This is a genomic window from Chryseobacterium sp. Y16C, assembly GCF_022488405.1.
Classification (GTDB): domain Bacteria; phylum Bacteroidota; class Bacteroidia; order Flavobacteriales; family Weeksellaceae; genus Chryseobacterium; species Chryseobacterium geocarposphaerae.
This window is the reverse complement of record NZ_CP092711.1, coordinates 3,177,530-3,191,335: the sequence shown is the minus strand read 5'-3', so window position 1 is coordinate 3,191,335 and position 13,806 is coordinate 3,177,530. Positions and strand designations below refer to the sequence as shown.

Genomic DNA, 13,806 nt, shown 5'->3' with positions numbered 1-13,806 from the left:
GATCATTTTGAAAGCAATGTGTAGATGTTTTCAAAAATTGTATTCTGCCTGGCTTTCAGTGCTGCTATTTCTGAAAGTTGTGTAGAAAACAATTCCAATTGACTTTCCGAGATGAACTTCTGTCCGTTGACTACTTTTGCCAACTGATTGACATTGGTTTCGATCTTTGTAAAGATGTTGTCCTGTTTTTCAATGAATTCAATAACGTTTCTTCTCTCATCATCCATAATCCTGTTCTCTACAGAATCGATAATCAGCCTGGTCAAAGAGATATTTCTTTCCCTGCACGTTTTCTTCCAGTTCTTTTTTCTTTCCTGTTGGATCCGGAAAAAGATTACTTCAGAATTCGTGTTCCCTTCTTTTTTCACGGTGAACTCCAACTTGGAATACCATTCACACTTTTCAGGACGAAGGTTCCAGAGGCTGGTGGTGTGGGAATGACCTCGGTGGCAAAACCAAATGAACCATCGGCTTTTGCGACTACTTTTTTCGTATAAGAAGAATCGCCGTCTGCATTAGGCATTTGGGAAGGCGTTACGCTTAGCTTACCATTGATATTGAGCCATCTTTCAGAAAAGTCACCTGAAATTAAAGCAAATTTATAGTCGGTGTAATTGTTCGTAATACTGTCCCAAAAAGCATTCGGATTGGTATTGACGGGTGTCGAATGAATGGCCAGCTTATTACTGACACTTCGGTCTCCGACTACCGGGCTTCCGGCTCCAACGCCAATGAAAACGTTATTGGAACCTGTCCGGTTCCCGGTTCCTGAAAGGTAACCGATCGATATATTATCATTGCCGGAAGTGATGTATGACATGGCACCTGGACCAATACCAATATTCCTGTTACCGGCTATGGTCCCGTTAGCCATTCCATTCAATGCCGATACACCTGCCGCGTAATTCAGTTTTCCGGTCACTTTTCCCTGTGACATGGCATAGGCAAATGCCGAATTTCCTTTTCCGGAAGTGATGTTGGAATCTGTCGCCACGATCGTATTGTATTCACCTGTGATCGGACTTCTGGATCTTCCCAGGATGTAATTTTCTTTCTGATCAAAATCAAGTGTAAGATAATTCTTCAGTATCAATTCGACCGGAGAAGTATTGCCTCTTAGCGCAACCATTTCCAAAGGGTCATCCTTAGTCAGTGCAACCCATTGCTGTCCATCAAAATAATATAATCCCGATTTGGTTAGATGAGCAGCTTGTCCCGATGGAGAGGTTGCAGGCGTAGTTACAAATACAAAAGCACCTTTTTGTGCGGTGGAGTAAGTTTTTGCAGCCAACTCATCGCCGGTAATACGTGGCGGAATAATCCCGTCAAAATGATTCACATCATTTGGTTTTCCGACCACTTCAAACGTAGCTTTGGGCGACTGGGTATTGATACCGACCTGAGAGAACAGGTTCACTGCTGCCAAGGCAAAAAGTAAGGTTAGAAAATTGTTTTTCATTGTTGTTTTTTTGTTAAGGTTTATTGCGTTTTTAGAATCATTCATCATTTTCGAAATGCTGTTGAATAGCATCTTGTATTGGCTTATTTTAAATGAGGTTTCGTCCAGGTTGAATATCCTTTGGCTTCGCCCACTGTATTGGCAGTGATGGCATTTAAAGTTGATGCCGGGATATGAATTGAATTGTTTTGCAGAAAAACGGACATCAGCGCTGTTGAGTTTTCCGGATGAAGCCAGGCGACGTCAGTCGGGAAGTATCCAAGTTCATTGCAGATGTCAGAAATATCCATTACAGCATCATCCGAAACTGGGTTGGAACCGTTTGTTCGTGATACCAGAAATTTAATATTGATGATGCCGTCAATTTTTCTAAATGATACCGCTCCCTCTAAGCCGCCGAATTTTTTTGTTCCCATGCTGTAGAATTTCGTAGAGGTATCGTAAGTATCTTTATCATCCCAAATATTAACAGGTGCACTCCATTGCGTAGAAGCAGTTAGCGGGCTGTTGGTATTACGGTCGAAAACCAGAATGGTTTGATACTCGATCTTCCGCTCCTGTTGGGCAGGCTGCCATCGATTGCCGTCAAAATAATAGAGCCCGGGCTCGGAAATATTAATGACCTGCCCGGACAGTATGTACGGCGGAACAGTCACAAAAAGGAGAGCACCCTTTTTCGATGAGGAATAGATCTTTTTTGAAAGCTGATCACCGGTGATGCTTGGCGGAATGATCCCATCATAATGATTCGGATCATCAGGTTTGCCTACGACCTGAAAAGTAGCTTCCGGGTTTGGCGTATTGATACCGACCTGTCCCGAGACTGATACCGTCAATAAGCTAAAGAAAAAGTAAAGAATTGTTTTCATCTGATTAAGATTTCTGCTGCAAAGTTGTAGCATTAAAACCTTGAAAACAATAGGGTTAGAGGTGCGTGGGCTAAATAATAACAATCTGGATTACTTTTGAATCCGTGGAGATTAAAAAAGAATAAAATGGAATCTAACTGAAGGTTTATAAAGAAAAAAGACGAGTTCCGAAGTCTTTTCCCTTTTGCAAAAAGGCAAGAGCGTCTTGGGATATGGAACTTGAAAAGTTGTATATACAAAGACACATCTTGCTTACTTAGACCGCTATTTTTTCAGAGCTCTGAAATGAGAATGTATGTAATTGATTATTAGTAAGTTGATTTAATTGCTTTTGAAAAGAAAAAAAGCAGAAAAGTAAATAACATCGAGGCTGCTCAATTTTTGAACCGCATAGGCAGCATCCGGCTCAAATTCTGAACCGGTTTTGAGATTAGTGGTTTATTTTTTGAGCCAGTGCAGCGTTTGGTGGTAACAATTTTGAGCCGGTTTCCCAAAAAGTGGTTCATTTTTTAAGCAAGGTCATCAGCTCCTGTAGTCTATTGAATACACTTTAGAAGTAGGGTGGTTTAATACTTGAACCGCATTGGCATTATCTGGTGCATATTCTGAGCCGGGGCTGAGATTAGTGGCTTATTTTTTGAGCCAGTGCAGCGTTTGGTGGTAATAATTTTGAGCCGGTTTCCCCAAAAGTGGTGCAATTTTTAGGCAAGGTCATCAGCTACTGAAGTCTACTGAATGCACTTCAGAAATAGGGTGGTTTAACTCCTGAGCCGCATCAATAATATCCGGGTGAAATTCTGGACTGGGTAGGAGATGGTCGGCTTATTATTTGCTCAAGGTAAGAATATTGCTATTAAAATTTATTTAAGAACATGTTATGGTAATTTATTAAAAAACATGCATTTAATTTAGACTAAATTAGTGTATTAAAATAAAAATAGTTTTTATATTATTAAATAGTTCCCTGCCCTTTATGTGTCATTATTTTTAAAAATAAGTCTACTCTTTATGATAAAAAATTGAATAGAAGTGTGATTGCTTATATTTTTTCTTTTTCGGTGTTTCATTTGAGAACTAAAAATATGTCAATAATTTATATACGGTTTTAAATGATTATATCTTTAAAATGATTAACTTTATAAACATAACCTAATGACCAATCAATTTATTAATGTTTTCTCAAGACGAAATTTTAGGATCTCATCCTATAGCACCAAGCTTTTTTGAAAAATGGTTTCATAGCGACAACATAAAGCGTACTAAAAATCGTTGTCATAGAGCACTTTCAAGTAAACTCGCATCGAATGATTCCGAACTTATCTCCTGGCTTGCTAATAAAATAATTGAACATCACTACAGTCCATCTAAATTGAGACGACTAAGGAGAATGTATAAAAACATTGGTTTTCCAGCTTATGCTAATCAGCATAGACAGATTCCGAGTGCAGACCGAACCATGAAAGGAAACGCTACCGAAATAATTTTGATTGAATACATTTTAGGTTGTAATTCAGATCGAACTCTTATAAAATGTTTTAAATTTCATTATAATCCAAACGTCAACCAATCAATGAAAGGTGATGATGCACTGATAATTGATGTAATTAATAGTGAACTTGGAAAAGAGGAAATAAAGGTTTTCCTTGGAGAAGCCAAATTTAGGAGTAAACCGGATAAGGCGGTGGTTTCCGAACTGAGTAATGCAATAAGCAAAGACAAGTTACCACTATCTTACACTTTTTTATTGGACCGCCTTTATGATAATGATCATACAGTTAATTTAGCAGAGTTTTTGGAGAAATTCATTTTAGACGAAATAAAGTCAAAAGGTAATATGAAATATGCCGGGCTACTACTTAGCAATGACAAAACATCTGATTTTATAGAAAAAAATTATACAAATGATAATCCTGATGCAGTTATAATTTCAGTAGGTATTGATGATCCAAAGTCATTAATTTATAATGCTTTTTATGAAGCCAATGCAATAATCAATAATCCAACTGCTATATGAATAATGAACTAATCGCTAGTAAATTAAAAAGATTGGATGCTGATGCTACTATACAAAATTATTTTGCACAGGCCAATGCAAGGTATATTTTGCTTAATACAGAGGAAAATAAGGAAAATTACCCACCATATACAATTAATGATGACCAACTCAATTTATTAGCCCTACAATATTTGCATTTAGGGTGTAACTATGCTGAAAATGAAGCTTTGTCTAACGCTAGTGTTCCTCTAGAAAAGGGTGCTTCATTACTGGAAGTTATTCATGGTGCAAAGACAAATAGAAAAACTGTTAGTGATTACTATGGTCTGGTAGCATCATTAGCATATTATGTAGCATTTGAATATTCCAAAGCATTTATACTGATTAAGAAATTTGAAGCGAATACAATTATAGCTTCAATGTTAGGGCTTTTTTTACAACGTAACTTTATACAACTTAATGATCTGTTGTATTCTATGCTAATGGATAGCAAATACCGTGATGATAAGGTTGCCGAGAATAGTGAAGAGGAAGGTAATCAAAAAATTTATGAGATTACTATCGCAAAATCTTTAAATGGCTTTATTCAATTCTATACTTCTGGAAATCAACAAGCTTTAGAAAATTCCAGATTTTTACTTAGGAATCTAAAGAAAATTGCAGAACTAGAGGAAGACGCTGGCATATGGTGGATAATAAGATTATTACTCTTAATTTCAAACGGCTTTAATGAAGCTGCAATATGGAATGTGCTTGCTAAATACTTTAATATCGAAAATATTCAAGTTAAAAATTATTTGCGATCGCTTGTTTATTTGCAACCGAGAGGACATTATGAACTATTTATTACCCAGCGTGCGGCGTTAGATCAAGTTATAAATAGTGAGTGTGGGTGTGTTGTTAGTATACCAACTAGCAGTGGAAAAACTAGGATTGCAGAAATAGCAATTTTACATTCTATACAATCTAATCCGGATGGAAAAATTTTATACGTTGCTCCATTTAGATCTTTAGCATTTGAAATAGAGAATAGTTTAGAAAAAGTTTTTCAAAGCTCTGGCATAGTGGTATCACACCTTTATGGAGGAAGCTTATTTAGCAAACTTGATGAGTTAAGTATCATGGAAGCTCAGGTAATCATTGCTACTCCTGAAAAAGCGAAAGCTTTGTTCAGGGCAAATAACGATATCATAAATAATGTCACATTGACTATTTTAGATGAAGGCCATCTTCTGGGAGAAGATAAAAGATTAGTAATGAATGAGATTTTCTATGAAGAACTTCGATTTCACATGAAGCAAAATAAAGGTAGATTTCTTTTACTATCTGCCGTTTTACCAAACGCTGAAGATCTTGCACAATGGCTGACTGATAACAATGAAGCCATATTTAAAAATGGTTGGAGGCCTTCAGATGAGCGCTTAGGAATACTAGAATGGCGAAACAATAATGTAAGTTTAAACTGGGAAAGTCAGGATCATGAGAGAAGTTCGTTTAATCCGTATTTTATTACTTCAGAAGAAGTTTCAAGATATAAATATCGTGGTGAAGAACGAATAAGATATTTTCCGAGTGATAAAAATGAAGCAGTGGCAACAACTGCGTACAAATTAAGAACATTTGGTCCGCTACTTATTTTCGTTGGTTTGAAAGATTCTGTTTTTGTGATGGCTGAGGCCTACTTAAAGGCTATGGATGATGGTGGGAATGATTATCAATGGAAAAATAAATCGCTATGGAGAATATTTCAGTTAGCATGTGCTGAAACATATGGTCCTGATAATAAGTGGCTGCAGTATGCAAAAATGGGTATCTTATGTCATAATGCAGCATTACATAGTGATGTTCGCCTTCCATTAGAGCGGATTATGAGAGAGGAGAAACCATTGGTAATTATTTCAACTTCGACCTTAGGTCAAGGTGTAAATTTAGGAGTCTCTACAGTCATTTTTTCAACTCTTTATCAAGCTGGATCTCCAGTCAGGGCTAGAGATTTTTGGAATATTGCGGGAAGAGCTGGACGCGCTTTTGTGGATCATGAAGGTAAGATTTTAGTAGCAATTGATACGAACAACAAAAGTCAAAAATCAAGATTAAATTTATTTAATAGTGTTCGAAAAAACTATTTTAATAAAGAAAAAATTGACTACGCTGAAAGCGGAATACTCTCTTTAATAAGTACTTTGAAAACTTATGCAGACAATATTGGTGTAGATTTTAGTCTTCTTATAGAACTCATAACAGAAAATAATATTTCAGCTATTGGCGAAGAGGCAGACGCAATTGATGAAATTCTAGATTGGGTAGATGACACTCTACTTTCATTACTGTTAATTCACAATCCTGAAGGTGATATTAGTATTTCCTGGGTTGAAGATTTCTTCTCAAAATCGTTGGCATATATTCAAATATCCTCCAAGAAAAATATCTCACATAAAGAATTTCTGGATTTTATTGAGGCAAGAACAATTGGTATTGTAGCAAAAGTGAGTAACAATAGAAACAAATGGAGGTCGATTGTTGGATCTGGTATTCCTCTTAACAGTGATCTAATCATTGAGGATAATATGGATCAGTTAATTTCGAACGTTGACGAATATTTATTAACTGAAGGCACATTTGAAAATTTATTAGAATTGCTGGAATCTATTGAAACAACTATTGAAGATTTACCTGTTTTAAATGAAAGAGGACAGTATTTAAAATATCCTAACGTTGCTCAAATAAGAAGATTATGGTTAGGCGGGGATGATGCTTATAAAATTTTCCATATAGAGAAAGGAGCTGAAATTGTAACTGATGTTTACTCATTCTCATTGCCATGGATTCTAAATGGAATAGCAAGAAAGTTTAAAAGCAGAGATTTGGATATACAGGCTACAGTATTAGAGGAATTATCTTTATTTGTGGAAGTTGGCTTACCCTCGATCATAAAAGTCAAAATTTACCAAGCGGGTATAAGGTCTAGATCAGCTGCAAATGAATTGGGGGATTTTTGTGTGGGTTTTTCTGGTGATGAACCGGTTTCAACAATAAAAAGAACCTTAATTGCCAATATTGATAGTTACTCATTATTTGTCAGCGAGACTACTGAAGAGTGGCTAGAAATGCTTAGAAAGACATCAATGCAAGATCGATTAAAAATAGATAGAGTTTCATCTTTTGAGTTTGGAGATACTCATGAAAAAACCCAAACTTTAATTGCTCAAATTATCGACGGTAAAAAATATCTTATTAGCCCTGACTTTGAATTTGTACATGAAGGATGGGGTAATGTTGATTTCATGCCTGCATTGAATAAATCTGGAGTGGTTTTTAAATATGATGAAAACGATAATTTGTGGTATATGGAAAGTTTAAACCCATACATTGAAATAATTGATAATGATTAAGCGAAGAAAACTAATATTTTTTCTTTAACTCCTCCCGCATTTTCTTCATATCATTTTTCAAAGACAAAAACATATCTTTGATTACACTATCCGTCAGATCAATTAGTTCGTATTCATCTGTAAGGGCTTTTACGAACTTCCAGACTTCAACAATCTCACTGAAAGGAATCTCATAATTTTCATAAAAAATGTTCTTCGAACTAACAATAATCGAATTATGATTAATCTTTTCGATAGTTTTATAAACCAGCCCACTTTGTGTAATAATCAGATAGGTTTTATCTACCTTGAGTTCAGATAATTTCTCAACAAATTCACCAATGATATAGGTGCCATCTTTAAATGGCGGCATCGAATCACCTTCTGCTGGAAAAGCCCTGTATTTCCCGTTTCTCAGAAAAGGCAATGACATATACTGCAGGCTTTCAATATATCCCGGGTCATTATATCCCTCAAGATAACCCATTGACGCTTTGTGGGGGACAATTTCAATTTTATTTTCACCGGCTTCATCGACCAGTATTGGAAGAACAATCCTGTTATCCGGCAGTTTGATAATATCTTCCAAAGGATATTTTCTCAGATCCAAAGTCAGCATCAGGTCGATGCTGATGCTAAAATATTTTGAGATGTTAAGAAGAACATCGAACGGAGGTTCGGATCGGCCGTCTTCATATTTGGCATAACGGACCCTGCTTATCCCCAAATTGCCTGCAATACTTTGCTGGGACAAACTTTTTTTATGCCTTAGAAACCTGATATTATCTGAAAAAACTGACATTGATACAAATTGTATCAGCAAATATAATAAAAATGATACAAAATGAATCTAATTTTGTCAAATGAAACGGGCAATAGCACATATGGATTTGGATACCTTTTTCGTCTCCTGTGAGAGACTGAAAAACTCCGACCTTGTTGGAAAGCCGCTTATCATTGGTGGCGGGGACAGAGGCGTGGTAGCATCCTGCTCTTATGAGACACGGTATTTTGGGGTACGAAGTGCAATGCCGATAAAGATGGCTTTACGGCTTTGCCCGGAGGCAAAGGTAATCCGGGGAGATATGGAAATGTACTCCAATATGTCTCATACGGTCACTGAAGTCATACAGGAAAAAGTTCCAATTCTTGAAAAGGCAAGTATTGATGAATTCTACCTTGATCTTTCCGGAATGGATAAATTTTTCGGTTGCTATCAATGGACCACGGAAATTGCAGAGGCTGTCAGAAAAAATACCGGTCTGCCCATCAGCTTTGCTTTATCCACCAATAAAACCGTTTCAAAAATCGGGACCGGGGAATCTAAGCCCATCGGAAAACTTGAAATTCCCGAACAGAATATAAGACCTTTTCTGAACCCGCTCTCAGTTAAGAAAATTCCGATGGTTGGCAATGTGACCTTTCAATTGTTGTCCAGGCTGGGCGTAAGAAATATCCAAACGCTGTCAGAGATGCCTGTTGATGTCCTGCATCAGCTGATCGGAAAGAACGGACAGGAACTCTGGAAAAAAGCCAATGGTATTGATGAAACGCCTGTTGTCCCTTATTCTGACAGGAAATCTATCTCCAAGGAAAATACATTTTCACAGGATACCATCGATATCAATGGCATAAAGAGCATACTGTCAGGAATGGTGGAACAGTTATGCTTCCAGCTCCGTCAGGAGAAGTGGCTGACTTCTACCGTTGTGGTAAAAATTCGGTACTCCAACTTCGATACGGAGACCAAGCAATACAGGATTCCTTACACTTCATCCGACCATACGCTGCTCAAATACGCATTAGAATTATTTGAGAAGGTTTATAACCGCAGAATGCGAATCCGACTTATCGGTGTAAAGTTCACCGGTCTGGTACACGGATGCCACCAGATGAATCTGTTTGAAGATACGGAAGAGCTTATCAGTCTTTATCAAACGATGGATAAAATTAAAATGAGGTTCGGAGCGACAAGTGTCGGACGGGCTTCCGGACTTTTAAACCAATAATTACGATGTTATGTTCATCAATTGTCATTCTTTCCATAGCTTACGTTACGGTACCATTTCCGTTAAAGAATTGGTTCAACAGTGCGTTGATCTGGGAATCGGTGTGGCCGCTTTGACCGACATCAATTGTATCTCCGGCATTTATGACTTTCACAGATTATGTGAAAAAAGCAACATCAGGCCGGTCGTGGGTGTGGATATAAGAACTGACAATAAACAGCATTACATCTGCCTGGCAAAAAATCAATCAGGCATAGGACAAATCAACAGGCTTTTGACGCTACATAATTGTGAAGGAAAAGATCTGCCATTACATCGCCCCAATCTGCCGGATGTATTTGTCGTATATCCTCTGAGCAATTACCCTGAGAAACTTCAGCGAAATGAATACATCGGCATCCGTCCTGAAGAAATCAATCTTTTGATTAATTCCAGCCTCAGAAAGTATCTGCCAAGAATGGTCATTTTACAGCCAGTGACTTTTACAACCAAGAAAGAATACACACTACATAAGATTCTGCGTGCCATCGACCGGAATACGTTGGTCACTAAACTTGATGAAAATGATATATGTAGGCAAAACGAGAAGCTGATTTCGAAGGATGAGCTTCTAGAAAAATACCAGCATTATCCGCAAATTATTGAAAATACCCAACGATTACTTGAACAATGCCATTTTCATTTTGATTATAAGACCCCTAAAAACAAAAAAAACTTTACAGAAAGTAAAGACAGCGATATAAAGCTCTTGAAGGAACTTGCCTATAAAGGGTTTACCAACAGATATCCTAATGATGACGGAAAGGCTAAAGCACGGATGGATAAGGAATTGGGTGTCATTGACCAGCTGAATTTCTGTGCTTATTTCCTTATCACTTGGGACATCATCCAGTACAGCAATCGGATGGGATTTATGCACGTCGGTCGCGGAAGTGGTGCCAATAGTATCGTTGCCTACTGTCTTGGCATTACGGACATCTGCCCGCTGGAGCTTGATCTGTACTTTGAACGCTTTCTGAATCTGAACCGAAAAACACCGCCGGATTTCGATATCGACTGGAGCTGGCAGAACAGGGATACCATTTTACAATACATCTTTGACAAATACGGAAAAGACCACGTGGCATTTTGCGGCACGAACGTCGAATTTAAGTATAAATCGATTTTCCGTGAGGTAGGAAAAGCATTTGGTCTGCCAAAAGAGGAACTGGATGAACTGGCCTCCAAATCCATTGAACAGCACGATATTAATTCGGTGTCAGCAATGGTTCACAAATATGGAAAACTTTTAGAGAAATTTCCAAACCAGCGAAGTATGCATTCTTGTGGAATTTTAATCTCTGAAGAACCCATCACCAATTACTCGGCATTGGAAATGCCGCCGAAGGGATTTCCGATTGTCCAGTTCGATATGCACGTGGCCGAGGAAATCGGTCTGGAAAAATTCGACATCCTTTCCCAACGGGGCTTGGGAACCATCAACGATACAGTGAAGCTCATCGAAGAAAAACGGGGTATCAAAGTCAATATTAGAGATGTGAGCTTGTCAAAGGATGAACAGAAATGCAATGAATTTCTGAGCAGGGGAAAAACAATTGGATGCTTCTATATTGAAAGTCCGGCCATGCGCGGACTTCTCCGAAGATTAAAATGCAACAATTACAAAGTATTGGTGGCGGCATCGTCTATTATCCGTCCGGGCGTAGCACAAAGCGGAATGATGAAGGAATATATCTTCCGTCACAACAATCCTGATCAATTTGAATATTTTCATCCGGTTTTTGAAAAAGAATTGGGGGAGACTTATGGCATTATGGTGTACCAGGAGGATGTTATCAAAATCGCCCTTCATTTCGGAGGCCTGTCACCTGCTGACGGCGATGTGTTACGCCGGGCAATGAGCGGAAAAGGACGTTCGCTCTCTGCACTGCAGAAAGTCAAAGACCATTTCTTTGAATCCTGTAAATCCCTGGGCCATCCGGAGCAGCTCTCCAAAGAGGTTTACCGCCAGATAGAATCCTTTGCAGGCTATTCATTTTGCAAGGCCCACTCGGCATCTTACGCGGTAGAAAGCTACCAAAGCCTTTATCTAAAGGTTTATTATCCTATCGAGTTTATGGTTTCGGCGATAAACAATGGCGGCGGTTTCTACAGAACAGAGGTATATGTCCACGAAGCGAGAATGTCAGGTGCAACCATTTTAAATCCCTGTGTCAATCTAAGCGAATACCAGACTACTGTTTACGAAAAAGATGTTTATTTAGGGCTGATGCATATTGAAAAGCTGGAAAGTAAAATCGCAGTTTCAATTCCTGAAGAACGAAAGAACAACGGTGATTATACCTCCCTGGAAAACTTTGTCAAAAGAATCCCTATTGGTATTGAGACTTTACAGACCTTGATATTAATAGGAGCATTCCGGTTTACCGGGAAGCAAAAGCACGAACTGTTAATTGAAGCCCGTTTTCTTTTAGCAGGAAACAGGCCGTCTTTTAAGCATTTAACATTACTGGAAGAACCGCAAAAAGAATATACCCTTCCAAAGGTGCAAAGACATCCTTTGGAGGATGCATTTGATGAAATTGAGATCTTGGGATTTCCGGTTTTAGTGAGGCCATTCGACTTATTACAGACCAAATATAGGGGAAGTGTAATGGTAAAAGACCTGACGAAATACCATAAGAAGCAAGTCAAAATGCTTGCCTACTTGATTTCCAGAAAGCACGTTCCCACCAAAAGAGGGACGATGTATTTCGGAACGTGGATAGACGCGGAGGGTGAATATTTTGATACAGCGCATTTCCCTGACAATCTAACTCAATATCCTTTTCAGGGTGGTGGATGCTATTTATTATTAGGAACTGTGGAAGTAGACTTTCACTTTCCCACCATAACCATTTTAAAAATGGCAAAAATGCCTTTCATCCCCGACCCAAGATACACTTTGGATAAAGACAAAGCGTATGAAGCTTATAATAATATCCGGGAAGATGTGAGTATGACTTTCAGAAAGCCTTACCCGCAGGAACACGAGATTGGATTGCCTAGGAGGAAAATGAGTTGAGTTCATTCAAAATCTTTATTATAGAATCAAAAACGACATTATTATATTGAATGAGTGAGACGAATAAACAAAATGTATTACAGCCATAAAGATTTTGTATAAATTTGAGCTAAACAATACATAATGAATTTAGGGAATGAACCTTTATGGGCTATAGAATTTTATAAACTTTACGAAAGCAGGAATATTGAAGACATTAAAAAAAGACTTTTTGAAATTTCCGATGTACTGATCTACTTACACGAGATCCTTGCAGAGCGGAAAGTTGACCTACCAGAAAAAGATATCTATTCTGAACAATTGGTTATTAAACTGCATCTTCAAAACCTGAGTTTGTTAGATTTATCAAAGGGACATTCGATTTCATCCAGATTTTACGACAATAAAAGCTCCGATATTAAATTTCTAGATCTGTCTTCTATTATAACGATTGTGAGATCACAGTACGAGACTTTATTAATGTATCAACATTTGTATGTCAATCCAGAAGACGAAAATGAACAGAAACTCCGGTACGAATCCTGGATTATGTCTTCGATGATGCTGCGCTCTAAAGTATTCTCTCAGTCAAAATTTATAAATAATGAGAGAGTAAAAAGTGAACAAGATGCCATTGAACGGTTGAAAAACAATATCTCAAATAATGAATTTTTTCAGAAGCTCACAGAAAAGCAACAAAGAAGCTTGCTTGAAAATGGATCCGGAAAACTGTTTAAAAATTGGGATACCATATTTTCAGAATCAAAATTTAGCGATGCAGGCGTATTTTCCAAACTCTATTATAATGCTTCAGTATATGCCCATTCCGAAGGTTTGGTTGTCCTTCAACTGAAGGAGACAAAGCATCTGATGGAACACGAACATATGAAAGAAACCTTATATTTAATGTTATTCTATTCTTATTTAATGACTAGTATTATGATAAAGAATATTGTCAATAAGTATCCTTTAGTGAAGGAGAGATATGACAGCCTGGATGAAAAGACTAAATTTGAAATTGATTTTAATTATCAGCTTTCCTTCAAATCATAATTATAA

The 13,806-nt window shown here is 37.6% G+C and carries 9 protein-coding genes; 5 read left to right on the top strand and 4 right to left on the bottom strand.

Going from position 1 to position 13,806, the window contains the following annotated elements; translation table 11 throughout:
- Positions 1–2: 2 nt before the first annotated feature.
- From MKS83_RS14325 to MKS83_RS14315, 3 genes are all read right to left on the bottom strand, one after another.
- Entirely contained in the window at positions 3–368 is a 366-nt protein-coding gene (locus tag MKS83_RS14325; protein ID WP_090001698.1) for a hypothetical protein, read from the bottom strand.
- Complete coding sequence (locus tag MKS83_RS14320) at positions 365–1,459, bottom strand: hypothetical protein (protein ID WP_090001696.1); 1,095 nt, start codon at positions 1,457–1,459, stop codon at positions 365–367. The genes MKS83_RS14325 and MKS83_RS14320 overlap by 4 nt, the downstream gene beginning before the upstream one ends.
- Before the next feature lie 83 nt (positions 1,460–1,542).
- A complete protein-coding gene (locus MKS83_RS14315) occupies positions 1,543–2,328 on the bottom strand; it encodes a hypothetical protein (RefSeq protein WP_090001555.1) in 786 nt (261 codons plus the stop codon).
- Between the two features lie 1,171 nt (positions 2,329–3,499).
- On the opposite strand from MKS83_RS14315, the gene MKS83_RS14310 reads away from it, so the two are divergent.
- Together MKS83_RS14310 and MKS83_RS14305 are read left to right on the top strand one after the other, a co-directional pair.
- On the top strand, positions 3,500–4,342 hold the full coding sequence (locus MKS83_RS14310) for a Hachiman antiphage defense system protein HamA (RefSeq protein WP_090001552.1): 843 nt from the start codon (positions 3,500–3,502) through the stop codon (positions 4,340–4,342).
- Positions 4,339–7,716: a DEAD/DEAH box helicase gene (locus tag MKS83_RS14305; protein ID WP_240580221.1), complete on the top strand. Its 3,378-nt coding sequence runs from the start codon at positions 4,339–4,341 to the stop codon at positions 7,714–7,716. The genes MKS83_RS14310 and MKS83_RS14305 overlap by 4 nt, the downstream gene beginning before the upstream one ends.
- Positions 7,717–7,726: 10 nt before the next feature.
- On the opposite strand, the gene MKS83_RS14300 is transcribed toward MKS83_RS14305, so the two are convergent.
- The gene (locus MKS83_RS14300) at positions 7,727–8,497 is read right to left on the bottom strand and encodes an XRE family transcriptional regulator (protein ID WP_090001548.1); all 771 of its coding nucleotides are present in this window, start codon (positions 8,495–8,497) and stop codon (positions 7,727–7,729) included.
- A 61-nt stretch (positions 8,498–8,558) separates the two neighbouring features.
- Here MKS83_RS14300 and dinB point away from each other — a divergent pair, with 61 nt between their 5' ends.
- The 3 genes from dinB (at position 8,559) to MKS83_RS14285 (ending at position 13,800) form a co-directional block, all read left to right on the top strand.
- The gene (gene dinB / locus MKS83_RS14295; RefSeq protein WP_123854735.1) at positions 8,559–9,704 is read left to right on the top strand and encodes a DNA polymerase IV; all 1,146 of its coding nucleotides are present in this window, start codon (positions 8,559–8,561) and stop codon (positions 9,702–9,704) included.
- A gap of 10 nt (positions 9,705–9,714) precedes the next feature.
- Entirely contained in the window at positions 9,715–12,768 is a 3,054-nt protein-coding gene (locus tag MKS83_RS14290; RefSeq protein WP_090001544.1) for a DNA polymerase III subunit alpha, read from the top strand.
- A gap of 123 nt (positions 12,769–12,891) precedes the next feature.
- On the top strand, positions 12,892–13,800 hold the full coding sequence (locus tag MKS83_RS14285) for a hypothetical protein (RefSeq protein WP_090001542.1): 909 nt from the start codon (positions 12,892–12,894) through the stop codon (positions 13,798–13,800).
- The last annotated feature ends 6 nt before the right edge of the window (positions 13,801–13,806 follow it).

Excerpts from the sequence above, each read along its gene's own strand:
- dinB (WP_123854735.1), top strand. The coding sequence starts at position 8,559 with ATGAAACGGGCAATAGCACATATGGATTTGGATACCTTTTTCGTCTCC.
- MKS83_RS14315 (WP_090001555.1), bottom strand. The coding sequence starts at position 2,328 with ATGAAAACAATTCTTTACTTTTTCTTTAGCTTATTGACGGTATCAGTC.
- MKS83_RS14285 (WP_090001542.1), top strand. The coding sequence starts at position 12,892 with ATGAATTTAGGGAATGAACCTTTATGGGCTATAGAATTTTATAAACTT.
- MKS83_RS14305 (WP_240580221.1), top strand. The coding sequence starts at position 4,339 with ATGAATAATGAACTAATCGCTAGTAAATTAAAAAGATTGGATGCTGAT.
- MKS83_RS14290 (WP_090001544.1), top strand. The coding sequence starts at position 9,715 with ATGTTCATCAATTGTCATTCTTTCCATAGCTTACGTTACGGTACCATT.
- MKS83_RS14300 (WP_090001548.1), bottom strand. The coding sequence starts at position 8,497 with ATGTCAGTTTTTTCAGATAATATCAGGTTTCTAAGGCATAAAAAAAGT.
- MKS83_RS14320 (WP_090001696.1), bottom strand. The coding sequence starts at position 1,459 with ATGAAAAACAATTTTCTAACCTTACTTTTTGCCTTGGCAGCAGTGAAC.
- MKS83_RS14310 (WP_090001552.1), top strand. The coding sequence starts at position 3,500 with ATGTTTTCTCAAGACGAAATTTTAGGATCTCATCCTATAGCACCAAGC.